This window comes from Pseudanabaena sp. lw0831 (assembly GCF_016584665.1).
Taxonomy (GTDB): domain Bacteria; phylum Cyanobacteriota; class Cyanobacteriia; order Pseudanabaenales; family Pseudanabaenaceae; genus Pseudanabaena.
This window is the reverse complement of the sequence record NZ_BBJB01000065.1, coordinates 1-24,386: the sequence shown is the minus strand read 5'-3', so window position 1 is coordinate 24,386 and position 24,386 is coordinate 1. Positions and strand designations below refer to the sequence as shown.

The following is a 24,386-nucleotide window of genomic DNA, read 5'->3' as shown; positions in this document are numbered from 1 at the left end:
CCATTGAACGGCTTTTTATCTTCTGCTCCTGTCTTGGCTGCTGTATGGATGACAATCACCGCTGGTGTATTGATCGAAGCTAACCGCTTATTCCCAGACATCTTGACATTTCCCTTCTAAATCTTTAGAAGCTTTAACTTAAGAGCATTGCTTTTAAATTAAAAACATAGATTTCACAACAAAAAAGAGATAGTTCGCTTAGCGAACTATCTCTTTTTTGTTTTCTAGCAGCCTTGTAGGGTTTGATTTTGCTTAGCTACTTACATATCTAGGCAGGGCGTAAATAAATAATGACATTAATGGATTGATATATATTTAAATTATTAACTTTGTGAATCTCTGAGAACAATATGTTTGGCTTTGCGATTCTATCTATTTTTTTTAATCTAGTTGTTGGTTTATTACTGCTATTCAGTTTGATTTTAATTTTTCACTTGGTAGTTCACAGATCATTCAAATTCCTACCCCTTACAGGACGGACTTTTCTGGGGTGCTTGTGGGGAACTATTCTAGTGACAGGAATTTTAGGAACCTTATGGAATTGGAGTCAAGGGGCAAATGCAAAAGGGATTTGGTACGATCACTTCATTCACATGCCCATATATGGAGTCTTGGTAGGCTGCTATCTAGGTAAACTCACTGGAGAGCAAATATGGACAAAAGCATCACTAAGTCTGCGGATATGGCTATTTGTAATCGGTATGTTGATCGCTCTTGCTGCGTTCTATAGTTACGTATATACAGGAGCTATCAGTTATGGCGATAATTAAGCTGGGTTATAAGATTTTTATTGTCACTACTGCGATCGCGCAAAGCCCGACGTTAATGGCTTAAGTGCTAAGGGAATTGCGAAAAAATAAAGTGCCAATCCAGATTTTTCAGAATAAGTGGAGCGGCGAAGCCGCCCACTGATTCTGGGTTTATATTTGGGACTTTATTAAATCGCAAGTCCCTAAGGGCTGTAAGTTTGAAACCATTTAAGAATTGTCTAGATCTCCATGACTCCCTTGTAAATGGGGCTTTAGGGGCAATCTCTTAGATCTTTTTACGGCAGAAAGAAATTCTTAAATGGCTTCTTAAATAGAACTGTTGTCAATCTTCCGAATTGCAACTACCGCAGGCTTGGGTGGATCATTTGGCTTTAGTGTTGGCCAATTGGAACCAATGGGAACCTTACGGGTTTGCGTAAACTCTTTGCCATTAGTGGTTCTCATCGCAAATTTACGGGATTCAAATGCCATATTATTGCGCGTACCATTGATTTCCCCTGGGTGCTGCACCGCCAAGAAAAGCGTCTGTTGATCGCTAGAGAAAAATGGACCTGTGGTTTCGGATTCCATTGGACCAAATCCAAATAGAAATGCTTTGCCAGTATCTGCACCAGAGGTTGGTACAAACCAAATCGAACTGTTGCCGTAAAGTCCGCGTAAATTTGATTGACTGACAGGTTTTCCATCTTTGTCTTGGCGACTAGGAACAGCGCGATTGTACTTGTCACTGGACGTATCAGTTACCATCCAAAGATGTCCGCCAAGATCGATCGCCAGATTGTCAGGATTGGTAAAACCAAGACCACCTTCGGCTGGTTCGCCACCTGTAGCAATCATCGACCATTTGAAGTTCATTGCCTCAGGCTTATTGCTTTCTTCATTTAGGCGCATGATCCAGCCATATTCGTATGCTTTGCCATCTTTACCCTTAAAGATGCGTAAATCTGGACTACCATCACTAGCACTAGCAGAACCTGAAGTAAAGGCAATAAATAATGTCCCATCTGTAGCCACTTCGGTATCTTCAGGACGCGCCGTACAAGTTGCGCCAACGGCATTAGCCGCATAGTGGGCATCGATCAAAATTGCGCCTTGCTTCTCGCGATCGCTGCCAATGTATAGATCCCCCAAAGTTTTGAATTTGGATCTAAATTCCGCAATCTCCTCTTCTTTAGTTGCATTAAAAATTCCACCTTCAGGACGTTTGGGAAGAGGCAACATTTTTCCTGCGAGGACATCAATTTTGTGAGGATTGATCGGGGTTAGAGGATTTAGAGCAATCCAGCTACCCGTACCATCGGCATTAAACTTGGCTGCATAGAGCATTCCCGATTCCAAAAGTTTAGAATTTGCTTTGTCTTTCAGATCGGTAACAACACTTTTACTGACAAATTTATAGAGATGTCCACCACGACGATCGCAGCCTGAATAAAAGACTAGAGGTTTACCTGCTTCGGCACGAATACCAACGGCTTCATGGCGATAACGCCCTAGCCAAGTATGCTTAGTTCCAAAATCGTTGGGATTGGCGGGATCGATCTCTACCATCCAGCCATATTTATTAGCAGCTAGACCAAATACGTTAGCAACACCAACTAGTTCGCCATCATCTTTGGTGAATTTCTTTTTGCTGGGATTGAAGGAAGTTCCATCGGGCATTACCTCCTCTGGTACAAAATATTGATAGTTCTCTTCGGCGCTGAATACAGTTCCCCAAGGAGTTGTCCCGCCAGCACAGTTATTGAATGTGCCGATAATGCGATCGCCAAGCTTGTCGGTATAGCCTAAACCCTTAACCTTACGGAAAATATCTACTGCGGCTCCCGTTGACTTGAGGTAGCGGCCATCTTCTAAACCTGAGATTCCAGTTACGCGACGGTCAGCCTTAGAATTAGTGCGCTCCCATTTGCCATCGTCATTGCGCTTCACTGAAATTACGCCAATACCGAGATCGATTAAGGCTTCTTTGGAGATCAATTTAATTTTGTCTTTGAGTGGATCGCTGTCTGCTAATGACCAAGCATCAATATCTTTGCTACCCATAGCTTTGAGTTGATCGGCAACTTCAGTAAATGGTAAAGACTTGCCAATAACTTGGGAGAAAGATTGCTCCCAAGGAATGCTGCTGATGTATTCAAAATTGACGGTTAGATAACCTTCATTCTTACTGGTCTCAACCAGTGATAAATAATCATTGTTATAGCCAAATCGCGAATCTCCAACTGGATCGCCCCATGCTGCAATCACATCATAGGCAAATCCTTCGGGAAGAACTAGATCGTCAATTACTTCAGCATTTTTGTATGCCTGACTCTGTTTTGACGGAGCGATCATATCCGTGAGCAGTGGCATTACGCCTTTAATGGGTTTGAAGCTAAGCTTTGAAGATGTTGCCGCAAACGCCTCGTTGCCTGCCTCAGATCCCATAAAAGGCATAGAATATTTGAGGATTTGGCGATCGTGAGGAGATGCGCCAAGTAGCACTGCCCCACTAATTCCACCAATAAAAGTGAGGAAATCTCTGCGGTTAATGGTCATGTTTTTAATAATTTCCTGATGCTATAGCTGTAGACAGTCAAGTCAGGATATAAAACCCAAGAGAGAGTTGCGGCGCTTTGCGCCGCAACTCTCTCTTGGGTTTTGTTTTTGTCCTAACATAAGTGGCTATAGCTATAACTTCGTAATAGTTTGCCTATAGATTTAACTCTAGCGTCATGAGTTTAAGGCAAGGTAAACTTATGGTTAGGATATGCTGCAATCTAAAAACTACCCTAATGTCAAAATCATTGAAAAAGCTTAGTTCTAAAACTTGGTTTTCAGCCTATGCGATCGCTATATCAGCGATTTCCGTAGGATCTATAGGAATCTCCGATCTAGCGATCGCTCAAAATTCTCTTGCTAAAGCATCAGTACGCACTGAAGATTGTGAAATCCTGATCGTGGGTGGTGGGGTCGCAGGTACAGCAACTGCCTACGAAGGTCTACTCGCAGGACGCACTGTCTGCATGACTGAAATTACCGATTGGGTGGGTGGGCAGATAACTACTCAAGGTACTTCCGCATTAGATGAAGCCAAGAAACAGCGCAACCTGTGGTTTTTTCCTAAAGGATACACAGAATTTCGGAAGCGAATTGAACAGAATTATGGAAAGCTAAATGCGGGAGATTGTTGGGTAAGTGTGTCTTGTTTTATCCCCAATACCGCGCAGCAAATACTAGTGGGCATGTTGCAGGAAGCAGCCCAAAAAGGGAATGGCAAGTTGAAATGGTTTCCGAATACCGTAATTAAAAAGTTGGAAATGAGTGCGGACGGGAAACTGATCGATAGCGCGATCGCCATTCAACATAGTCCTGCACCAAATACACCACCGCTAAATACTGAGCCACTTTCACAAATTATTGACGACTCATATCGTTACGAAAATTCGCCACGCTTACAAAAACAAATTATTCGCTTTGTTCCTGTAGTTAATGAAAAGACCCAGCAGCAAAAGCGTCCAAGTGATTGGTTTGTGGTTGACTCCACCGAAACAGGGGAAATCATTGCCCTAGCCGATGTTCCCTATCGCTTAGGTATCGATCCGCGATCGCATCTCAATCCCTCTTCACCCGTAACGGCGAATGATACTTATTGCACGCAGGGTTTTACTTATACCTTTGCGATGGAGCAAACCCAAGAAGCACAACCGCAAAAGAAGCCTGAATCTTATGATCGTTATTCACCCTATTACGGTTCTGACCCCAAGCCCAATCTCGCCAACTTTGACACGATCTTCACCTATCGCCGTATTTGGAGCGCTGAATCAGAAAACCCTAAAAAAAATGCCTTTGGTGTTTCCGCCATGCAAGCGGGTGATATCTCCATGCAGAACTGGGTATGGGGCAATGACTATCGTCCAGGGACAGACAAAGATAATCTCATTTATTCTCAAGAACAATTGCAACGAATGGGACAATTAGAGCCAAATGGATGGATGGGAGGATTACGCACAGAAACCCTTAAGAGTGGTGAAGAAATCGCGCTTGGCTTCTATTATTGGCTAGTCGCAGGAACAACAGATTCACAACAAAAAACTGACTGGAAAAAGCCATTTCCTAATCACCGTTTACTAACGGGCTTTGACTCGCCCATGGGGACTTTACATGGGCTGTCCAAATACCCATATATTCGTGAATCAAGGCGGATCATCGGTCGTCCTTCCTATGGCTATCCTGAAGGCTTTAGCATGTCGGAAATTGATGTCTCACAGGTCGATTTTAGTACTGAGCTTTATCGAAATAACCTCTCGGATTCAACTTACCGCAGTTTATGGAAAGCTTTGTCGGGTTTAGAAGCAGCTAGCACCATTAGAAATAATACTGAGCCAAACAAAATTCCTCGCCGCACCCGTTCGACGATTTATCCTGATGCGATTGGTATCGCTCAATATTACCTAGACTTCCATCCTTGCTTGAGTGAATATCCAGTCGAGAAAGCAGGAAATACTGAACGGACAGGAGTCCGCAATGGTCATGGGCCAGCATTTCCAGGTCAAATCCCATTGCGATCGCTAATTCCTCAAAAAATCGATAATCTGATCGTGTCTGGAAAAAACATCGCTTTTAGTTACATCGTCGCCGCAGGATATCGCGTCCATTCCTACGAGTGGTCTGTGGGAGCCGCTGCGGGGACAACTGCTTCTTTTGCCTTGTCTGAAGGTATTCTCCCTTACCAACTAGTTGAGAATTTACCGAGGGTAAGCCCACAATTTACGCAACTACAGCAAATGTTAGTAAAAAACAATAATGCGATCGCATTTCCCGATACTTCTATTTTTAATCTAAATTGGAGTGATTGGAAAATTTGGTGATTGCTGTAAATTGGTGACATGCGATCACTACGGATTTATTGATCTTGTGATCGCGTACTTCGCAATTCCGCTATTTCTGGCAAGCTCAGCCCAGTAGCATGACTAACCGCCACGTCATCAATAAGATCGAGTAATTTTGTAGCCATTGCCAGCGTTGCCTCCGTTTTACCTTGCTCCAAACCTTGCTCCAAGCCTTGCTCCAAGCCTTTTTTCTCTCCTTGCTTCAAAGCCTTAATGATCGCATTATGTTGATCTTGGATAAAGAACTCCTGATGCTCTAACTCGTCTAATTCTTCAGGCGACAGATTTCCTTCTCTCGCAAATTCAAAGGCTTGCTTAATTTCTGGAACAAGATTCATACTCTCTGGCACAACATCTAAATCGATCGCATGTTTAAGAAAATATAACCACTTATCCGCCAAGGTTTCTAGCGCCACGAGTGCTTTATCAAACTTTGGTAACTCGACAAACACTAACTCAAGATCGTAAATGGGATAATCAATCAAAAAGTCTTTCTCTTTTAAAATAAACCGAGAAGTTAATCGCTCCAGTTCTGGAAACATCTCAAAATCAGTAATTGTCAGGGCAATCACGGGATTGAGTAGCGAATAGGATTGTCCAATACCGAGTTGAATAGAATAGGCTTTTGCGGCATTGTAGAGAATCCGCTTTTCAAATCCTTCAATATTTAATACCTGCATTTCGATAATCACACTTGTGCCGTTATCTAGCTTGGCTTTGACATCGAGATAGGTATCCTTAACGCCTCGGATGCGTGGCGCTAAATAAGGATTGAGAATTTCTAATTGCGAGATTTTGCTCTGACCATTGTAAAGCATCGCATTCAAAAAACTGATCAAGACATCATGGCTTTGTTCAGAGCCAAAGATTTTCTTGAACGCAAAATCAGTTTTTGGACTAATAAATCTCATATGCTAACGCCTATATTTCCCAGCTTCATTCTAGCAAGACTCGACTATTGCGCCAAAAATCATGAATCGCTAATTGAAGGAGCAAAAGCCAGATCATGAGAATATTTACGGATGGTGTCAATATCTGAGGTTTTCCATGCTCTGATATCTTGACAATGATGTCCAACTAATAGTCCCCAGAGCTTCCCATGATTTAAAACTGGTGCAACTAAATTTGATCGCACTTGCATACCTCTCAAAAAATCTTGATGACAAGCACTAATAGGAGCCTTCTCAATATCATCAGTAGCTTGTACACGTCCCTCCAAATAAAGCGCGGCATATTCAATATTGAAGCAATCATCAGGGCCAGTTGAGCCAATGATCGAATATTTCTGTTCACTTATAGCTTCAAAGGTTACTTGTCCTTTCCATTTAGTGTAGAAATAGTACAAAACCACCCGATCAACATTAAGATTCTCTCTGAGCTTGTGTAGAGAGTCACTAACAACTTGATCTTGTTGTAGCTTATTGGTAATGCGACTTAAAACTAAACTCAAATCGCGATTGGCAGGATTCATTATGGAAAAAATGATTAAATCGGCAAAAGATGGGCAAAGAATCAAATCAGTGACTGATTCCGATATCAAACAATCGATGATTGCTAGATGATCTCTATTTTAGTCCATTTAACTACTGACAGTAAAATAAAGAACCAATTTTTTGTTGGTGCGGCTTCGCTGCACCAACAAAAAATTGGTTCTTTAAACCCTAACGAGGTCAAAATTGCCTAAAGAATATCGAGCCACAGGAATAAATCTTAAGGGGATGCCTTTAGGTGAAAACGATCGCCTATTAACCATTCTCACTAAGGAGCATGGCTTGATCAGAGCTGTCGCCGCAGGAGCGCGAAAACATCGCTCAGCAATGGCAGGGCGATCGGGCTTATTTGTGGTCAATGATTTGCAGATTTCCGTAGGGCGCAATATGGATCGCATTAAACATGCTGAAGTTTTGCAATCTTTTGTGGGTTTGGGGAAAACTCTAGCTAAGCTTACCGCCGCACAATATTTGTCGGAACTTGCCCTGATGCAAGCATTATCATCTCAGCCCCAAGAAGAGCTATTTTTAGTGCTAGTTGAGCATCTAAATCGTATTCAGGATGCTGAGAATCAAAATGTCTTGGCGCATTTAAATCATGGGACATACCATTTACTGGCGATCGCAGGATTTGCACCCCAAGTACATAGCTGTTGTATCAGTCAAAGCCCAGTTATGGCAAATCGCGAACAACAAAAATGGAAAGCAGGTTTTAGTATTGTCGGCGGCGGCGTAGTTAATCTTGAAATAACCGATCTTGCTAGTGACGGTAATCCGAACTCTGATAGCGCTGAATCAAGCATGAGTGAAGCTATACACAATCGCATCAGTCACTACCTAACAGCGTCCGAACTTCTGGCTATGCAAGAACTTGCCCAGACTGATTTAGCAGATAATATTTTAGAAACTAATCCAACAGATTGGCTTGCAGTTGAAAGATTGTTACGAGCCTATGCACAGTATCATTTTGATAGACCAATCCAGTCTTCGGCTCTGATTGATAACTGTTTTTTTAATATATGACCCATTTATTCGATCCGCCTACACCAAATCTGCCAGAGATTCCCGATCCCCACCATGCTGATACTCATGCGAACAATGGCGATACAGTAGACACTCCTGAACTGCTAACTGATTCATTGTCAACTGATTCTAAGTCGGTTCTTCGTAATCCTAATTTTTTATCACTGTGGACTGGACAGGTTTTTTCGCAGATCGCAGACAAAATCTTTTTAGTACTCGTAATTGCGATCGTTTCTACACAATTTCAGCATGAGGGCGAAACGATTAGCGGTTGGGTCTCCGCAGTCATGGTGTCATTCACAATTCCCGCGATTTTATTTGGATCGATCGCTGGCGTATATGTGGATCGTTGGAATAAAAAAACAGTTTTAGTTAGCTCAAATATTCTGCGTGGAGTATTGGTTCTCAGCATTCCCCTACTACTCTGGGTTACGAGAAACAGCGTGCTACCTTGGGGCGCACCGACTGGCTTTTGGGGATTACTATGTATTACTTTTCTGGTCTCCACCTTCACGCAGTTCTTCACCCCTGCCGAACAATCAGCGATTACGCTCGTAGTCGAGAAACCAAAGTTACTATCGGCAAATTCGCTCTACACAACCACGATCATGGGGGCGTTAATTTTAGGATTTGCTCTTGGCGAACCACTTTTAGCCCTATCCGATCATCTTTGGCATAATGTCGGTCAAGAAATCCTTGTTGGCGGTAGTTATTTAGTCGCAGGAATTATTCTGATTCTATTGAAAACAGGCGAAACCAAAGAAGATCTACACCGTGATAGCTTTCATCTCTGGAATGACATCAAAGAGGGTTTGCAATATCTTAAGCATAAAAAAACTTCGCTATCAGCACTGATTCAATTAATTTGTACCTTTTCAATCATTGCGGCGCTGACAGTACTTGCCGTGCGTTTAGCAGAAGTAATGCCCGAAATTAAATCTGAGCAGTTTGGATTTTTGCTCGCCGTGGCAAGTGTGGGCATGGCGATCGGAGCGGGGATCGTGGCAAAACTAGGCGATCGCTGTAGCCGTCAAATGCTTTCTTTAATTGGCTCCCTTGGAATGTCAGCATTTTTGGGGATGCTAGCTGTTTTTAGCGATCGCTTTGTATTGGGGCTAATTGCGATCGCGGGTACAGGGATTTTTGCGGGATTATGCGTAATTCCGATGCAGACGGTAATTCAAGAAGAAACCCCTGAAGAAGTGCGCGGTAAAGTCTTTGGCTTACAAAATAATGCCGTGAATATTGCACTGAGTTTGCCGCTATCGGTTGCAGGGATTGCCGAATCCTATTTTGGATTGCAGAGGGTTATTTTTGCACTAAGTGCGATCGCGATCGCCACAGGTATTCTCACTTGGTACATTGCCCGCCAATTAGTCGAGCAGTCATAGATTTTATCTCCCTTTGATAAAGCAAAAGAAGCGCGACGGGCTTCTTTTGCTTTCGTGAAATCGTGTGATTTGTAACGCAATGCAAACAAACAATCAGGTAACATTGCATAGAGTCAGGCAAAGCCTGACTCTATGCAATTACTTACTCTTCACGATGCAACAACTAACACCTAATCCCAGCTTTAGCTTAACCATCCGCGTGCAACTCCTCAACCGCGCAGGAATGCTATCTTCAGTCATTGGCGTTCTAGCTGAAGCGGGAGGGAATCTCGGACAGATTGACCTCATCCAACAGACTCGCAAAATTTCAGTGCGCGATATCAACGTAAATGCTTATAGTACCGAGCATATGGACAAATTGATTGCCGTTGTCAAGGCAGTCCCCGAAATTCGCATTCTTGAAGTTTACGATCGCACTTTCCAAGTTCATAAAGGTGGCAAAATCCATCTCGAAGCAAAAGTTGCGGTAAAAAATCAAGATGATCTTGCGATGGTCTATACCCCTGGGGTTGGGCGCGTTTGCATGGCGATCGCGGAAGATAAACGCAAAGTTTATGACTACACGATTAAATGCAACACGATCGCTGTAGTTACCGATGGTACGGCTGTTTTGGGACTAGGCGATATTGGTCCTGAAGCTGCCATGCCTGTCATGGAAGGTAAAGCCATGCTCTTCAAACAATTTGCTGGACTAGATGCATTCCCGATTTGCTTGAATACTAAAGATGTCGATGAAATCGTGGAAACCGTAAAACGCATTTCTCCTGCATTCGGTGGCATAAACCTCGAAGATATTAGCGCTCCACGCTGCTTTGAAATTGAAAGACGACTCAAAGCCGAATTAGATATTCCTGTTTATCATGATGACCAACATGGCACAGCGATCGTTGTAGTTGCGGCTACACTCAACGCCCTCAAAGTTGTCAGCAAACCTATCGACACAGTGCGAATTGTGATGAATGGAGCTGGAGCCTCAGGTATCGCTGTAGCTCGTCTTCTGCGTGAAGCAGGTGTGAAGCGAATCGAGATGTGCGACTCTAGAGGCTGTATTAGCAAAGATCGCCCCGATCTCACGGCTGAAAAACTAGAATTTGCTAGCGATCGCTCTGGTTCTCTCGCAGAGGTGATCAAAGGGGCTGACATGTTTATCGGCTTAAGTGTAAAGGGCGCTCTTACGCCTGAGATGGTCAGAAGTATGGCTCCTGCACCAATTGTCTTTGCAATGGCAAATCCTAATCCCGAAATTCAGCCTGAACTAGTGGAAAACGATGTCGCAGTGATCGCCACAGGTCGCAGTGACTATGCCAACCAAATCAATAACGTATTGGCGTTCCCAGGGATTTTCCGTGGTGCACTTGATGCAAGGGTTACCCAAATCACGACTCAAATGAATTTAGGTGCTGCGCAAGCGATCGCCTCTTTAGTCAGCAGTAGCGATCTTGCTCCTGATTTTATCATTCCTTCTGTATTTGATCCCCGCGTTTCTCATGCTGTTGCTGCCGCAGTACATGCAGTAGCACGTCAGCAAGGACTAGCTAACGCATAAATAAAAGGACGTGCTTTGCACGCCCTTTTATTAGGACTTACGCATTAACCAAGATTCGTAGGGGCAATTCATGAATTGCCCCTACGAATCTCGGTTATGTTTGCATGGAGATAAATTCATCAACTAAATTTAGGAGTCTTTCGATCGCATCATTTAGTTTGATTGACTTCACTGGAAATCCATGGGCGACACGATTTCTAATTTCGTTCAAAGCGATCGCTCTCTCAAACTGATGATTAGAAATGCCTAGCTGATCGTGAAGATGATTGATCATCAAAATCGTTGGTAAGCGATCAATTGGAATTAATTTGTGTCTTGCATGTCTTCGCATCAAGATCTCGGCAAATATCCAAAGCGATAGAAAAGCAGCCTCATGTTCTCCAATCGAGATTAATTTGGCGATCCGTTCTTTGCGATGCAAGATTTGTGATTGCGTAAGTTTATGATCTGGAATATCTTCTTCAGCGATCGGCGTTGCATCTTCTCCAGTGATCAGCAAAAATCGCCAGCCACTATGCTCAGCAACATTTTTGGCAACCTCTCGATAGTGAGAAACTGGCAAATTTGTCGCCACATCTTTTACCTCAACAATAAATCCCTGATTTTCGGATATTTTTACCAGTAAATTTGGGCTATATCCATTTAAATCGAATGGAAGCTGCTGAATATGAGGTTGGTGAATAACTTCATATCCTTGGGATCCATAACATTCAATAACTTTTGTTTTGACCAAACTATTAATACTTGTACTACTTGAACACATTTATATTGCCGACACATTGCCTTAAGCAAAAAACTATACCAGTTGTCAAAATGACGTTGACATTTTAGGGATAGGATGGGCGGCGCGAAGCGCTGCCCATCCTATCTAGTTGAGAATTGGTATTACATGAAATCACGTGGATCGGTGATATGTCCTGTCAAAGCAGAAGCCGCCGCCGTATAGGGCGAAGCAAGGTAAATTTGCGCTTGCTTATTACCCATTCGACCAGGAAAATTACGGTTTGTCGTCGAGACACAAACTTCCGCTTCATTGACGCGCCCAAATGTATCTTGTGGTCCACCCAAGCAACCAGCACAGGATGGTGAAGCTGGTTCAATACAACCCGCTTGCAAGAAGATTTCTGAGAGTGTCAAGCCATCAATCTTCAAGCTGAATAGATCGTTGTAAACCTTCTGTGTTGCTGGTACAAGGTAAGTGGGAACCTTGACCTGTTGACCTTTGATCAATTGGGCGGCGTGATAGAAGTCTTCTGTTTTACCACCAGTGCAGGAGCCGATATATACGCGATCGATCTTCACATCTTGCACTTCGCGAACAAGAGCGCGATTGTCAGGAGAGTGAGGCTTTGCCACTACGGGTTCTAGTTTGGAGACATCGTAATGCTTGACGTAATAGTACTCAGCATCAGCATCGGCGTAGAGCGACTCAAAGGGCTTGTCAGTGCGCGATCGCACATAGTCGAAGGTAGTCTGATCTGGCGCAATCACGGCATTTTTACCGCCAGCCTCGATCGCCATATTGCAGATCGTCATCCGCTCTTCCATGGTCATTTTGGCGATCGCTTCGCCTTCAATCTGTAAAGCGCGATAGTTTGCACCACTAACGCCGATATCACCAATTACTTGCAAAATCAAATCCTTAGCCAACAAGTAAGGCGGCATTTCACCATCAAAGACAAACTTCATCGAGGCAGGAACCTTTAGCAATAATTTGCCCGTTCCCAAAACAAAGGCAGCATCGGTATTGCCGATGCCTGTGGCAAATTGTCCAAAGGCTCCCGCATTACAGGTATGTGAATCAGTGCCAAATAGTACTTCACCTGGTCGCGTGTGACCTTCTTGCGCAAGGGCAATATGGCAAACACCTTTATAGTCAGGATTTGCTTTAAAATCTGAAAGATCGGTAATGTCGTAGAAATACTTAATGTCTTGCTCTTTGGCAAATTCTCTCAAAATATCAATATTGCGATTAGCTCTTGTATCTTTGGTAAAAATATAGTGATCGGGGATCAATACTAATTTTTCTTTGTCCCACACCTTGGCATCTTGACCAAATTCACGCTTAAATACACCGATCGTGCCAGGGCCACAGACATCATGGGTCATTAGCAGGTCAGCATTCACCCAAATATTTTCGCCTGGGCTAATGTGACTTTTGCCCGACGCTTTTGCCAAAATCTTTTCGGTGAGTGTCATTCCCATAATTGTGATGTCCTTGCGTAGATGTTGATTCCTACTTGTTTTGTAAATTAAATTATAGTCCGAGATCGGAAGTTTTTAAGTTATCCCCATCTGTCCGTAATAACAATTCTCATTTTGAGAATTGTTATTACGGACAGATGAAATTTAATCTTTACGTAAAATCATGATTATGGCGATCGCTATATCATAATTTGTATTGAATTATGTCGATGTTGATTGGGGCAGCTTGCAACAAAAACATCATGATACGGGACTAATACTCAAACTAAGGCTCAAACTAAGTCTCAATAAAATTGATAGAGGATTTTATGTCCACACCAGAATCAGAACTTCCACAAAAAGCAGGACGGGCTGCTCAAGTTGGCGCAAGTCTTGCCACAGCTAAAATCGCAGGTAACCTTGCGCTAGCCTCTAGTATTACGATCGCCTTACTTGTGGGGATTGTATTTTCACTAGTTACCGCCACCATTTTTATCGTCAATAGTCCCAACCCTATTCTTGGATTTGGCGTTGCAGTTCTAGTCACGATTGTGGTGAATGCGATTATTTTCTTTGTGTCGCCTTGGATCATGGACTTGACTCAAGGCTGGCTCTATCATACTCGCTGGGTGAAGATCGAAGAAATCGAGCGACTCAGCCCCGAATCGGCGCGTGTGATTCAGCGCATCTGTAGTCTTAAGAAGCTGAAGCAGCCTCGCCTCGGCATCATTGATGATAATAATCCAACTGCTTTTACCTATGGCGCTTTGCCAGATAGCGCTCGTCTAGTAGTCAGTGCAGGTTTGTTTAAGTATCTTGACGATGATGAAGCTGCTACCGTTTATGCCCATGAATTGGGACATATTGTCCATTGGGATTTTGCGGTGATGACTGTGGCTTCGACATTGGTGCAGATCACCTATTTGCTCTATGTCACCATCCGTGAACTCGGCAAAAGAATTAATGATGAACGTGCCGAAAATGCAGCGATGGTTACGGCATTTATCGCCTATGCGTTTTACATCATTGGTACATATATGGTGCTTTACCTATCACGCACTAGAGAATATTTCGCTGACCATTTTGCTGCTGAGCAGACTGGTAATCCTAATGCTCTATCTCGCTCTCTGGTTAAAATTGCCTATGGCATTGTCCAGGAAACCGAGAAGTCTAAAGAACCAAGCCGTTTGATGCAAGGTACTCGCGCTCTGGGTATTTACGATGCTAAAGCTGCGGCTTCTACTGGTACTGCCTATCAAATTTCTTCTTCTCCAGAAAAAGTTGGTCGCCTATTTCTCTGGGATTTATTTAATCCTTGGGCATGGTGGATGGAGTTAAATTCGACTCATCCGCTGACGGGTAAGCGAGTTCGCGCTCTCAGTAACTATGCTGAGCAACTGGGCTTAGATATGGAATTTGATATGGGACATGTAGTTGCCGAAGGTAAACGCCTCGACAAAAAACGTCTCTATGGAACGTTCTATCAAGATGTCCTGCTTTATGGCGCAGAGTTTATCGCGATCGCAGTTGGTTTAGCGATCGGTGCTGCTACATACACAAGTATTGGAGGGCTGAGAGCATTTGTGGCAATTCCTCTATTGTTGCTTGGTGCGGTGATGATCTTTAAGCGATCGGTCATGTATCCAAGTTCCAAGAATGCGCCTGCGAATGATGTGATTATGCTCATGTCTGATGCCTACGCTAGCCCTTTGCGCGGTCAACCTGTGCAATTGGAAGGAACTCTGATTGGTCGTGGCGATGCAGGTTATGTGTTTGGTTCTGACCTGAAGTTACAGGACAAAACTGGCATGATGTATCTGCTCTATGCTTCGCGTTGGGGCCCTTTTGGTAATTTCTTCTTCGGAATGAAGCGTGTAGAAGGCTTGATCGGAACAGAAACCACAGCAAAAGGTTGGTTCCGTCGCGGTGTTGCATCTTGGATGGATTTAGAACTTCTATCTACCAAAAATGGCAACAAAGTTTCGAGTCATCCTGCCTTTTGGGGTTTGGTTTTGTCAATCGTCTTTTTAGCGATCGGTACGCTACTATTTTTCGTTAAATAGTTCCTAACCCATATATCTCACAAGAAAGAGAGGGCGATCGCCCTCTCTTTCTTGTAAAAACTAATTCGTATAAAGAGAAAGAATGAGCTATGAAAGATTATGACTTTACGTTGAAGTTTAATCTCCCAGATTCACAAGTTGACCCCAATGAGTATGTTGAGCAACTCTATGAAAATGGGTGTGATGACGCTTTAATTGGTGTTGGGAATAAAGGGTATATTGCACTAAATTTTATGCGTGAGGCTTCGTCTGTTTCCGAGGCTATTTCTAGTGCTATTACTGATGTGGAACGAGTTATTCCTCATGCGACCATGATTGAAGCAACAACAGATTCTGTTAGGTTGACAGATAAAGCTGAAATTATTAGATATATTCGCTAAAATCTAGTGCTACAATCGGATTGTGTGGAATAAAAACTTAAATGCCTACTGATGCTCAACTGAGAGGCTTATATCGTCTGATCTATTGGTTAACGTATATTATGCTTCAGCCTGTACATATTGCCTGCATTGATGAGCGAACAAATAATCTGTACGTTTTGGCTGGAAATACTGAAGATCTAGAGTTCCAAATTACGCCGAATGGAGAGGTGTTCTGATGAGTGAAGTTAACTATGAGGCTATGTCAGATCAGGAATTAAGACAACATTTTCTTCTGCATCGTGAAGATAAGATTGCTTTCAGAGCTTATCTAGATAGACTTGCTGATCGCAAACGAGAGATTATTACAACTGTAGATGCTCCTGATTTTGACGAGAAAATTCAAGCAGCAGTTTTGCGAAAAGTGAAAGCAGCAAAAGTCTAGATAGCTAAATCTGAAGTTGATGCGTATCTTTTAGAACGTCAACATAACACTGCATTAATTCATCAAGAAACTGAACAACGGCTTAATCAATTGGGAATCCGCGATCGCTTAATCGCTAGATAATCACGGCAAGCGATCACCAATGTCTTTCTGCATCTAAAAATTGGGGTAACATAATTCCAGCTAACAATTTATGGTTTAACATCTATGGAACCTCCTAATCCTATAATCGCGAAACTTCAAGGTATAATTCCATTTCTAGACTTGATTCCATCAACTTCAACCTTAGAGTTAGAGTTTGTGCAAAGAATCCTGAAATGCTCACCTGGCATTTTTGCCACTACTGGTCAAACTCAAACAGGTAAGCTCACAATTTTATTAGCAATTGTACAAGAGTTTACCAAGTCAGGATTACCAGTCAAACTTTTTACAGAAGATCTGAATTTCTATTGTGAACTACCAGAAAACTGGTCAATTCAGATTGTTACACCGACAGAAATCGCTTGGATGGAAGCAATAGAAAATTCAATTCAAGATTCTTCTAGTATTTTTGTTTTTGACAGAATGGACTCAAGAAACTATCGTGCAGTCTTTCTTGCAGCTCAACAAAAACGATGGATCTTTACTAGTATTGACACACCTTATATAGGGATTGATGTTGTCTACAGTTTTCGAGATTGGAAAGGAATAAATTACTCGGAAATTCTTCAGCTATTTTCTTGTATTTGGTCACAGGCACTTTTACCTATCTTATGTTCAAATTGTGCGCGCCCAATTCAAGTAAGTCTCGAATCAATGCAATTGTTAGACCCCAGTACTCATCACTCAGAAGAACTATGGCAAGAAGTGGGCTGTGAGATCTGTGAACAAAAAGGAACAAAAGGTCGATGTGCTACCTACGAAATTTTACAGATTGATGATGAGACACGACCAATTTTACAGAATTATTTAGAAAAAAGTATTCTTACACCTTTACCAATTACTAAACATCAGACAATCCAAGACTTTTCTCGAAGCCTTTTGAGATCGAAACAGGTTGGGGTTAATACCTACAAGAGATTCATCACTCAAAACCCTTTACTGCGTGTTCAACATCTACTCGAACATGAAAAATATCGCTCAGCCCAAATGCAAGACATGTTCAGCCGCTTTGTCACTCGGCAGGTGGTGGATCGGATTATGCACAGCTCAGATTTTGCCGAGATCGTTGCAGGTGAAAGACGTAAAGTAACTTGTGTGTTCTGTGACGTTCGTAACTTCACATCCTATGCCGAAACTGCCTCTCCTGATGATATTTTTGCACTACTTAACAGGTACTTTCAAGACATCATTGAAATTGTTTTCCAATATGAAGGCACAATTGATAAGTTTATTGGAGATTCAATTATGCTGGTATTCGGTGCTCCAACCGAACAAATCGATCAGGAAATAAGAGCAGTTAGTTGTGCGATCGCCATCCAACACAAGGTAGCTGAAATCAACAAGATGAGGATTAACACAGATATTATCAATCTTGGCATCGGCATCAATACAGGAGAAGTTATAGCTGGTTGTTTGGGAAGCGAACGTCGAATGGACTATACTGTCCTTGGTGATGTCGTGAATGTGGCGGCACGTCTTGAAAGTAGAGCTATTGCTAAACAGATATTAATCAGCAAGGAAACTTTTACGGCTGTGCAAGACAAAATCTCCTGTCGTTCTGTTGGTGAGTTATCCTTAAAAGGGAAAGCTGACAAACTATCAGCCTTTGAAGTGGTTTATGAATGACCCAAGCTTGTGTGATTTCAAATGTAGCGAGATATAGCAAGGTCTGATAATGCCGATCGCAATTCAAGTTATTCTGCTGGTTTTTACGACACTTTATCAAGCGATCGCTAGCTACTTAGAAGATAAGCGATCGCCTATTGGTCAATTGATTGATGTCGGTGGATATCGGCTGCATCTTTATACTCTAGGAGAAGCCAAACCAACAATCGTGCTAGACCATAGCTTAGGAGGCGTAGAAGGCTATCTGCTGATAGAGGAATTAGCCAAACTAGGACGAGTATGTATTTGCGATCGCGCAGGATATGGATGGAGCGACCATAGCCCACATCCTCGCACCAGCGGGCAAATTGTAAAGGAACTTGACATACTGCTAACTCAAGCCAAAATCGAGCCACCTTACATCTTGGTTGGCGATTCCTTTGGTAGTTACAATGTCCGACTATATGCACACTTGTTTCCTCAAAAAGTTTCGGGTATCGTCCTCATCGATGGACTGCATGAGATCGGGATGCTAAATATGCCGCTCCAATTAAAGGCTCTCAAGTTGTTTTTTCTGTCAGGCTTTGTGATGTCTATCTTTGGCTCAGCATTTGGGGTTATTCGATTATTGAAAACATGTAGAGTATTTGAATTAATCAAGCCAGAGTTACGGAGTTTTTCTGAAGAATCTCGCGATCGCGTGAAGCGTTCTTTTTGTCTTCCCAAACATTGGATTACGATGAGCCGAGAGATCATCAATCTAGACAAAAGTTCAGCGCAAGTGAGTGTCGCTAAACATTTTGGCTCATTACCTATAGTTAGCATTAAAGCCGCTTCCTTCTTTAAGCCTGCATTTTGGACTGCATTTATTCCTCTGAGAAGCATTAATCAGTTACGAGATAAAATGCATCTAGAGCTAAGCCAATTATCCACAGATTGTCTGCAAGTTGAGGCAAGTCAAAGTGGTCATTTTGTATGGGTAGACCAGCCAGAGCTACTTGTAAACGCGGTAAAAACTGCGATCGATAAAATTGCTGAGCATTAAGTATTCTATGGTTTGGCGAAACGAATCATACTTACTGGCGAAGTAAAACTAATATTATTCTTTTTAATCCATCCTTTCTTTCCATATGGAAACTCTACCCCAATCCAACCACTATCTGTTTGAGACTGAAAAACAGTGAGAACCTCATGCTTTGACATCATACTGACAATATTTGATCGCGCATCTGGACGTTCCCGAATTTCGACACAATCGCCTAACGTCCATACGTACCGTTTGTTTTGACTCTTCCATAACTGTTCTATTTGATTCCATTGTGCAATCACTTCTCCTCTGAAAAACTGCAAATCAAAATTTTCGTTGAGACTTGCTCCAGGTAAATCCGTAACTCCAAGATAAACTGTCTTTACTCCATCTGGCTTGATAAAGAGATACATACTCTCTTGACTGGTGTCATCACCCATGTAAAACAATAGTTCTTTTCGCCCATTGCCATCTAGATCTTTATCCAAAGTTAATTTATGAATCCAGTAACTAGCCAGACTAGTCCCATAGGACTGTTCAAGAATGACCTTACCTGTTTGCTGTCCATCAGCATACAAGGTATATCTCACAAACTTCCCTGATAATGTCTGACAAGCGTTTGAGTCATATTTGGGAACTAAAACTGGACGAATAAAATAGCTAGCAACAATGCGATCGGGTTTTCCGTTGTTGTCAATATCTTCGTTAATAACAGTTTCAGATTTTGGCAATTCTAAATTAGTCTTTGTGCTTGCCAAAGCAGGAAGACAACTAATTGATGAAAATCCTATAATTAATGCGATTCCAAGACTTTTTATCATTTATCCAATTCCAACTGACTTTCTGCAAAACTGGAGAACCATTAGGGATTAACCCAATACCGAATAGTAAGTTGGGTTGTTTGGGAAGACGAACTAATGTTAACTGATGTTCCTGCCCAGCCCCGCAAGTCACTAACTGGAATATTTTCACCGAAGACATAACGCTTTTTCTGGATTGCTCTTTTTTCGAGAGCTTCAGGGAATTCACGATAAGGATCTAATCCTGTCTGTGTTTCTTTCCTCCACTCTCGTACAAGACTTGCTGCTTTAGTGAGTGCTTCCGCATGTGTTAATAGAACACCTCGCTTAGTAGGGAACTCGAAAACAAAAACTTGGATGATACTGGTACAAGCATTCCATGTGAGCTTTCCACTCACATCTCCAGACAGTCTTGCCTGTTTAACGCCATTAGTTTCTTTCAATGTGCAATTATTCTTTAGTGGAGCACTTACGAGTTCTTGTGTAAATGAGCCTGATAACGCGATCGCAAAAAAGCAAGGTAGAACTTTAGCTCTCATTCCGATCCTCCAAAGCATTATGAGTATATGCGATCGCTAAAATAGTTTTAGAAATAGGTAATGTGACAGCCATAAGAGTATTTTCAGCTAAATAGATTTTTCTAGGTTTAAGCTTGGTAGTTCTTCCAAAATTTCTTCGGGACTGTAGCCGCTTAATAGTTTCTCGATGTACAACTCTAAATGAACTAGTTTTACTACGCTTAATTGATGTAGTTTTTCTAGTATTTTCATCTCTTTTTGCCATTGTTCGACAGAGATAATTTGTGATTCGGCAACTTCGACTGTCACATTTGGAATATTAAACCCTTCAAGACTATAACCATCTTGCGCCAATTCAGTCATGGGATAATGTTCTACAACCGTAGCAACTGAACCCCGTTTGAGGTTATACATGGGTATATCTTGCAGCAAGACAACTTCAGAGAATAAAGGAAATTTAGGTTTCATAAATTACTTTGTATCTACCCTATTTGCTCCTTAATCTTCTTCAAGACGCGGAACACTTCAGCTAAATCTTGACTACCAGTGGGAAAAAATATTGAATATAATCGCGAAGCACTGTATAGGGGAGTTGGCTTGGAGATCGCCTTCAGGAAAATAAACTCATCACCATTGGTAATTAGCCCAAAAGATGGGATATCAGGTTGTGGGTTACACATCATGTATGACAAAGCTTGTGGCATTGCTAACGAAGCCATAATCGTGCGTTTTGCCTCAATCACTAATATCCATAGCTTTTCACGCACAATTAGAGTATCAATTCTTCCGCGCAAAACTTCTTCATCACCTTCTAGCGCGAATTCAACTGATTCTTCAGTTCGCACCTCGTATTCAGGTTCGTAAAAGCCAACCAAATCTAACAATGGTGAGATCATGAGCTTGTCAACAGCACCTTCGGCTAAAATACCTCGCCTTCTATGTGCTGCAAATCGTACTAATAGGCGATCGATTGCTGCGTATTCAATCTCGGTGAGTTCTGGTAAATTTTCCTGCCATTCTCTAAAAAATGTAGGCGCGGTGCAAGGCAAAAGTTGAAATTTGTCTTCAACATCTGCGATCGCTAAAATAGTTTTAGAAATAGGTAATGTGACAACCATAGGAATATTCTCAGTCAACCGATACAGCTATTTTACAGTTTGTCTAAAAAAGTTGCATAAACAGTCATATTTTCTTTTCATGAAATGCGTAAAAGTTCTTTTTTTACCAGATCTCTATGAGATCGCAATCTTACTATCACTTCTGAAGGTTCTTTTTTAAGCCATTCTTGATAGTATTGTTCCTGAGACTGCTCTAGGCGGAACATATATGCATCAACTTGAGTGCGATTACGCCAATAATAGGTAATTACGGCATAGATTTTTTCTAGGTTTAAGCTTGGTAGTTCTTCTAAAATTTCTTCGGGACTATAGCCGCTTAAATAGTATTTGATGACATCTTGGATACCTATACGATGACCTTTGATGCTTATGTCATCAGGGTTTAGAAAATCGAAATAGTATTCTAAAAGCATAGTTGTTGACTCTTTTATGTAAATTCTATTTTAACTAAGCAATTAGATCACCTCGAAAATTAACTATCTAAAGTTTGTTGTAGGTATTCTTTAACTATTTAATCCATTTTTTAGGTAGATTTCGATACTCTTTCTTCCCAAGTTGTGACCAAAAATGCAGCCATTGACCCTGCTAAGTTGACTGCGAGTGTAGTGTGTCGAGGAGATGGTTTAATGGCTTTTTTCCCTTTACCATGAGCATCACTCAACTTATTGCGTAAGGTTCCAAGTCCGTGAATTACTGAAAAACAACCACTAAGAATTTGCTTGAAGACTTCTTCTTGATGCTGTTCAGGAGCCATATTAAGTTGTTTAGCAGTTTCTCTATAGAGTTTAAGCAAATCATCTTTATCGCTGTAAGCAATACTTGCGTCATCCAAAATATGTTTACAAACTGATTCAAGTAATGTACGTGCCATAGTAATTGCTGCTTCTGGATCTTCATCTCTGCGCTCCAGAGCTTTTTGCCAAGCAATATGCACATGTTCAGTATCAAACTCAACAAGGATTGTGGAAATGTCGTCATCTGCTGGTTGAGCCGCAATAATATTTTGCTCTAAAGATATAATCAACGAACCAAACTCTTCCCATATAAAGTTTTTCCGTTCTTGGTAGGTACTGAACTTTGATTTAATAAAACCCCAGAATTTTGATAGTTCATCACAAGTTCTAACAAATTGAGGCAGAAGATCTCTGACTGTGCTATCTCTTAATAACTCTAAACGGAGAATACTATAATCATCATCTTTCGTATCTTCATGTGTTGCACGGGCAATAAGAATATTTTGAAGTTGTCGTACTTTCTCTAAGCGTGTCGTCATTATTTCTAAAAGCTGCGCTATATATAACTTGTATGTATTAGTCTAATCGACACCCAAGATACTTCTGAAAATGCCACAGACAACGCAAAAAAAGGGACGCAAAGCGTCCCTTTTTTTTACTGTGCAGTTGTTGGTAAGACTGCAACTGGTTTTGATATTGGAGCTTTAGCTTGGAGAAACTTGGTTTCTTTTACAGCTTGATTGGATAGGGAGAAGAGAGGATTAGAAGCAATACCTGCGATCGCAGTAAATATAAGTGTAAATACGAGCGCCGCTTGTAAAGGCTTCATACCAACCTGAGTCCATGAAATCTCAGGATAGTTCTTGATCGACTCAGACATTTCTTGAGGCTCTTTGACTACCATCATCTTGACGACGCGGATGTAGTAATAGAGAGAAACTACACTCATGACTAGAGCTAACAATACCAAGCCATAAGCTTGAGCTTGCCAACCAGCCCAGAAAATGTAGAGCTTACCAAAGAAACCTGCCAGAGGAGGAATACCACCGAGGGAGAGTAAGCAAACGCTCAGAGCCAATGTGAGTAGAGGGTCTTTTTGGTAGAGACCACTGTATTCGCTGATTTGATCGGTTCCCGTGCGAGAAGCAAACAGAATCACACAGGCGAAAGCACCCATGTTCATGAATAGATACAGGATCAAGTAAAAGATCATGCTGGCATAACCTGCTTCGGAGTCGATCGCCATGCCGAGCATCACAAATCCTGCTTGACCGATGGATGAATAAGCAAGCATCCGCTTGATGCTAGTTTGCGCGATCGCAACGACATTACCCAAGACCATGCTCAAAACGGTCAAGACCACAAACACATAATGCCATTGCAATGAAGCAAGAGGGAATACGGTAATTAAAAATCTGAGGGCAAGTCCAAAACCTGCAACTTTCGAGCCGATTGATAAAAAGGCAACTACAGGAGTTGGTGAACCTTCATATACGTCAGGAGTCCATTGGTGGAAAGGTACTGCTGAAATCTTGAAGGAAACTCCCGCAATCACAAACACCATGGAGATGATCAGGGCTGTATTGCTCACGGTGATCTTCGATGCGATCGCCGCTAGTGAAGTTTCGCCGCCAGAGAGTCCGTAGAGCAAAGACATGCCATAGAGGAAAATTGCTGAGCTAGCAGCACCGACTAATAAGTACTTAAGTGCGGCTTCGTTAGAACGGGGATCGCGCTTGGTGTATCCTGACAGCAAGTATGACGAAATACTCAAGGTTTCAAGTGAGACAAATACCATCACCATTTCGTCTGCGCCAGTGAGGAACATCCCGCCCAAGGTGGCACTGAGCAAAATCACCAGATATTCGCCTACTACTACGCCTGACTGCTCTAAATAACGCACAGAGACGAGGATTGTGAATAGTGCCGAGATAGCAATGATGCCGCGAAAAATAATGCTGAGTTTGTCACTATTAAAGCTACCCAAAAAGGCGATCGGATTTTCTAAGCTTGTCCATTGCCATACCAAAGCACCTGTTGAAACCGCTAAACCTGCGATCGCAATGTAGGGTAGAACATTTGCCGATTTACGCCCTGATGCAATCAGATCGACGATCAATACGAGTACCAATGTCCCAATGACGATTAGTTCTGGCAAGATCGCGCCACTATTGAGTAGAGCATTGAGACTTGCTGTATCCATACTTAATTCATGTGTTTGTTGCTATGGCAATTGTATAGCAAAAATAGAGTCGCTCTTATTTCTGATGACTTGATCAAACCCAAGATTGTTATGGCGGG

General features: G+C 42.1%; 24 protein-coding genes. 12 read left to right on the top strand and 12 right to left on the bottom strand.

What is annotated here, in order from left to right:
• The first annotated feature begins 3 nt into the window (after positions 1-3).
• Both APA_RS12790 and APA_RS12785 read left to right on the top strand, forming a co-directional pair.
• Positions 4-120 carry a Photosystem I reaction center subunit IX gene (locus tag APA_RS12790; protein WP_201322657.1) on the top strand — a complete coding sequence of 39 codons (117 nt, stop codon included), beginning with the start codon at positions 4-6 and terminating at the stop codon, positions 118-120.
• A 392-nt stretch (positions 121-512) separates the two neighbouring features.
• Positions 513-770 (top strand): hypothetical protein, encoded by a 258-nt coding sequence (locus tag APA_RS12785; RefSeq protein WP_201322656.1) that lies wholly within the window; start codon positions 513-515, stop codon positions 768-770.
• A gap of 306 nt (positions 771-1,076) precedes the next feature.
• On the opposite strand, the gene APA_RS12780 is transcribed toward APA_RS12785, so the two are convergent.
• A complete protein-coding gene (locus APA_RS12780) occupies positions 1,077-3,308 on the bottom strand; it encodes a PhoX family phosphatase (RefSeq protein WP_201322655.1) in 2,232 nt (743 codons plus the stop codon).
• Positions 3,309-3,544: 236 nt separating this feature from the next.
• Here APA_RS12780 and APA_RS12775 point away from each other — a divergent pair, with 236 nt between their 5' ends.
• On the top strand, positions 3,545-5,620 hold the full coding sequence (locus APA_RS12775) for an FAD-dependent oxidoreductase (RefSeq protein ID WP_201322654.1): 2,076 nt from the start codon (positions 3,545-3,547) through the stop codon (positions 5,618-5,620).
• A gap of 35 nt (positions 5,621-5,655) precedes the next feature.
• Here APA_RS12775 and APA_RS12770 read toward each other — a convergent pair whose 3' ends face one another.
• Together APA_RS12770 and APA_RS12765 are read right to left on the bottom strand one after the other, a co-directional pair.
• Positions 5,656-6,552 (bottom strand): Rpn family recombination-promoting nuclease/putative transposase, encoded by an 897-nt coding sequence (locus APA_RS12770; protein WP_201322653.1) that lies wholly within the window; start codon positions 6,550-6,552, stop codon positions 5,656-5,658.
• Positions 6,553-6,611: 59 nt separating this feature from the next.
• Positions 6,612-7,112, bottom strand: a complete 501-nt coding sequence (locus APA_RS12765) for a GAF domain-containing protein (protein WP_236579562.1) — start codon at positions 7,110-7,112, stop codon at positions 6,612-6,614.
• A gap of 205 nt (positions 7,113-7,317) precedes the next feature.
• Here APA_RS12765 and recO point away from each other — a divergent pair, with 205 nt between their 5' ends.
• The 3 genes from recO (at position 7,318) to APA_RS12750 (ending at position 11,091) form a co-directional block, all read left to right on the top strand.
• Positions 7,318-8,154 (top strand): DNA repair protein RecO, encoded by an 837-nt coding sequence (recO, locus tag APA_RS12760; protein ID WP_201322652.1) that lies wholly within the window; start codon positions 7,318-7,320, stop codon positions 8,152-8,154.
• Positions 8,151-9,545 (top strand): MFS transporter, encoded by a 1,395-nt coding sequence (locus APA_RS12755; RefSeq protein WP_201322651.1) that lies wholly within the window; start codon positions 8,151-8,153, stop codon positions 9,543-9,545. Before recO ends, APA_RS12755 begins: the two co-directional genes overlap by 4 nt.
• A gap of 154 nt (positions 9,546-9,699) precedes the next feature.
• Positions 9,700-11,091 (top strand): NAD-dependent malic enzyme, encoded by a 1,392-nt coding sequence (locus tag APA_RS12750; RefSeq protein ID WP_201322650.1) that lies wholly within the window; start codon positions 9,700-9,702, stop codon positions 11,089-11,091.
• Positions 11,092-11,185: 94 nt separating this feature from the next.
• Here APA_RS12750 and APA_RS12745 read toward each other — a convergent pair whose 3' ends face one another.
• Positions 11,186-11,854, bottom strand: coding sequence for a hypothetical protein (locus APA_RS12745; protein ID WP_201322649.1), 669 nt, complete (start codon positions 11,852-11,854; stop codon positions 11,186-11,188).
• Between the two features lie 122 nt (positions 11,855-11,976).
• Positions 11,977-13,296, bottom strand: a complete 1,320-nt coding sequence (locus tag APA_RS12740; protein WP_201322648.1) for a 3-isopropylmalate dehydratase large subunit — start codon at positions 13,294-13,296, stop codon at positions 11,977-11,979.
• A gap of 308 nt (positions 13,297-13,604) precedes the next feature.
• Here APA_RS12740 and APA_RS12735 point away from each other — a divergent pair, with 308 nt between their 5' ends.
• The 6 genes from APA_RS12735 (at position 13,605) to APA_RS12710 (ending at position 18,933) form a co-directional block, all read left to right on the top strand.
• Positions 13,605-15,338 carry a zinc metalloprotease HtpX gene (locus APA_RS12735; protein ID WP_201322647.1) on the top strand — a complete coding sequence of 578 codons (1,734 nt, stop codon included), beginning with the start codon at positions 13,605-13,607 and terminating at the stop codon, positions 15,336-15,338.
• Positions 15,339-15,427: 89 nt separating this feature from the next.
• The gene (locus tag APA_RS12730) at positions 15,428-15,718 is read left to right on the top strand and encodes a DNA-binding protein (RefSeq protein WP_201322646.1); all 291 of its coding nucleotides are present in this window, start codon (positions 15,428-15,430) and stop codon (positions 15,716-15,718) included.
• 41 nt (positions 15,719-15,759) lie between these two features.
• Positions 15,760-15,936: a hypothetical protein gene (locus APA_RS12725; protein ID WP_201322645.1), complete on the top strand. Its 177-nt coding sequence runs from the start codon at positions 15,760-15,762 to the stop codon at positions 15,934-15,936.
• On the top strand, positions 15,936-16,142 hold the full coding sequence (locus tag APA_RS12720) for a hypothetical protein (RefSeq protein ID WP_201322644.1): 207 nt from the start codon (positions 15,936-15,938) through the stop codon (positions 16,140-16,142). Before APA_RS12725 ends, APA_RS12720 begins: the two co-directional genes overlap by 1 nt.
• A 207-nt stretch (positions 16,143-16,349) precedes the next feature.
• On the top strand, positions 16,350-17,909 hold the full coding sequence (locus APA_RS12715; protein WP_201322643.1) for an adenylate/guanylate cyclase domain-containing protein: 1,560 nt from the start codon (positions 16,350-16,352) through the stop codon (positions 17,907-17,909).
• A gap of 49 nt (positions 17,910-17,958) precedes the next feature.
• Entirely contained in the window at positions 17,959-18,933 is a 975-nt protein-coding gene (locus APA_RS12710; protein ID WP_201322642.1) for an alpha/beta hydrolase, read from the top strand.
• Positions 18,934-18,938: 5 nt separating this feature from the next.
• On the opposite strand, the gene APA_RS12705 is transcribed toward APA_RS12710, so the two are convergent.
• The 7 genes from APA_RS12705 to APA_RS12675 form a co-directional block, all read right to left on the bottom strand.
• Positions 18,939-19,736, bottom strand: a complete 798-nt coding sequence (locus APA_RS12705) for an SH3 domain-containing protein (RefSeq protein ID WP_201322641.1) — start codon at positions 19,734-19,736, stop codon at positions 18,939-18,941.
• 41 nt (positions 19,737-19,777) lie between these two features.
• Positions 19,778-20,254 (bottom strand): hypothetical protein, encoded by a 477-nt coding sequence (locus APA_RS12700; protein ID WP_201322640.1) that lies wholly within the window; start codon positions 20,252-20,254, stop codon positions 19,778-19,780.
• A gap of 87 nt (positions 20,255-20,341) precedes the next feature.
• Positions 20,342-20,701 (bottom strand): DUF4926 domain-containing protein, encoded by a 360-nt coding sequence (locus APA_RS12695; RefSeq protein ID WP_201322639.1) that lies wholly within the window; start codon positions 20,699-20,701, stop codon positions 20,342-20,344.
• Between the two features lie 14 nt (positions 20,702-20,715).
• Entirely contained in the window at positions 20,716-21,351 is a 636-nt protein-coding gene (locus tag APA_RS12690) for a type I restriction endonuclease (protein ID WP_201322638.1), read from the bottom strand.
• 77 nt (positions 21,352-21,428) lie between these two features.
• Positions 21,429-21,764 (bottom strand): DUF433 domain-containing protein, encoded by a 336-nt coding sequence (locus APA_RS12685; protein WP_201322637.1) that lies wholly within the window; start codon positions 21,762-21,764, stop codon positions 21,429-21,431.
• Positions 21,765-21,874: 110 nt separating this feature from the next.
• Positions 21,875-22,624 carry an abortive infection family protein gene (locus APA_RS12680; RefSeq protein WP_201322636.1) on the bottom strand — a complete coding sequence of 250 codons (750 nt, stop codon included), beginning with the start codon at positions 22,622-22,624 and terminating at the stop codon, positions 21,875-21,877.
• Between the two features lie 116 nt (positions 22,625-22,740).
• Positions 22,741-24,288, bottom strand: a complete 1,548-nt coding sequence (locus APA_RS12675; protein WP_201322635.1) for an NAD(P)H-quinone oxidoreductase subunit N — start codon at positions 24,286-24,288, stop codon at positions 22,741-22,743.
• Positions 24,289-24,386 lie beyond the last annotated feature (98 nt).

Bases quoted from the DNA above. Each gene is read 5' to 3' on its own strand.
- APA_RS12735 (WP_201322647.1), top strand. From the start codon at position 13,605: ATGTCCACACCAGAATCAGAACTTCCACAAAAAGCAGGACGGGCTGCT.
- APA_RS12725 (WP_201322645.1), top strand. From the start codon at position 15,760: ATGCCTACTGATGCTCAACTGAGAGGCTTATATCGTCTGATCTATTGG.
- APA_RS12680 (WP_201322636.1), bottom strand. From the start codon at position 22,624: ATGACGACACGCTTAGAGAAAGTACGACAACTTCAAAATATTCTTATT.
- APA_RS12755 (WP_201322651.1), top strand. From the start codon at position 8,151: ATGACCCATTTATTCGATCCGCCTACACCAAATCTGCCAGAGATTCCC.
- APA_RS12780 (WP_201322655.1), bottom strand. From the start codon at position 3,308: ATGACCATTAACCGCAGAGATTTCCTCACTTTTATTGGTGGAATTAGT.
- APA_RS12705 (WP_201322641.1), bottom strand. From the start codon at position 19,736: ATGATAAAAAGTCTTGGAATCGCATTAATTATAGGATTTTCATCAATT.
- APA_RS12730 (WP_201322646.1), top strand. From the start codon at position 15,428: ATGAAAGATTATGACTTTACGTTGAAGTTTAATCTCCCAGATTCACAA.
- APA_RS12675 (WP_201322635.1), bottom strand. From the start codon at position 24,288: ATGGATACAGCAAGTCTCAATGCTCTACTCAATAGTGGCGCGATCTTG.
- APA_RS12695 (WP_201322639.1), bottom strand. From the start codon at position 20,701: ATGAAACCTAAATTTCCTTTATTCTCTGAAGTTGTCTTGCTGCAAGAT.
- APA_RS12690 (WP_201322638.1), bottom strand. From the start codon at position 21,351: ATGGTTGTCACATTACCTATTTCTAAAACTATTTTAGCGATCGCAGAT.
- APA_RS12765 (WP_236579562.1), bottom strand. From the start codon at position 7,112: ATGAATCCTGCCAATCGCGATTTGAGTTTAGTTTTAAGTCGCATTACC.
- APA_RS12740 (WP_201322648.1), bottom strand. From the start codon at position 13,296: ATGGGAATGACACTCACCGAAAAGATTTTGGCAAAAGCGTCGGGCAAA.
- APA_RS12770 (WP_201322653.1), bottom strand. From the start codon at position 6,552: ATGAGATTTATTAGTCCAAAAACTGATTTTGCGTTCAAGAAAATCTTT.
- APA_RS12775 (WP_201322654.1), top strand. From the start codon at position 3,545: ATGTCAAAATCATTGAAAAAGCTTAGTTCTAAAACTTGGTTTTCAGCC.
- APA_RS12685 (WP_201322637.1), bottom strand. From the start codon at position 21,764: ATGCTTTTAGAATACTATTTCGATTTTCTAAACCCTGATGACATAAGC.
- APA_RS12745 (WP_201322649.1), bottom strand. From the start codon at position 11,854: ATGTGTTCAAGTAGTACAAGTATTAATAGTTTGGTCAAAACAAAAGTT.
- APA_RS12720 (WP_201322644.1), top strand. From the start codon at position 15,936: ATGAGTGAAGTTAACTATGAGGCTATGTCAGATCAGGAATTAAGACAA.
- APA_RS12750 (WP_201322650.1), top strand. From the start codon at position 9,700: ATGCAACAACTAACACCTAATCCCAGCTTTAGCTTAACCATCCGCGTG.
- APA_RS12710 (WP_201322642.1), top strand. From the start codon at position 17,959: ATGCCGATCGCAATTCAAGTTATTCTGCTGGTTTTTACGACACTTTAT.
- APA_RS12700 (WP_201322640.1), bottom strand. From the start codon at position 20,254: ATGAGAGCTAAAGTTCTACCTTGCTTTTTTGCGATCGCGTTATCAGGC.
- APA_RS12715 (WP_201322643.1), top strand. From the start codon at position 16,350: ATGGAACCTCCTAATCCTATAATCGCGAAACTTCAAGGTATAATTCCA.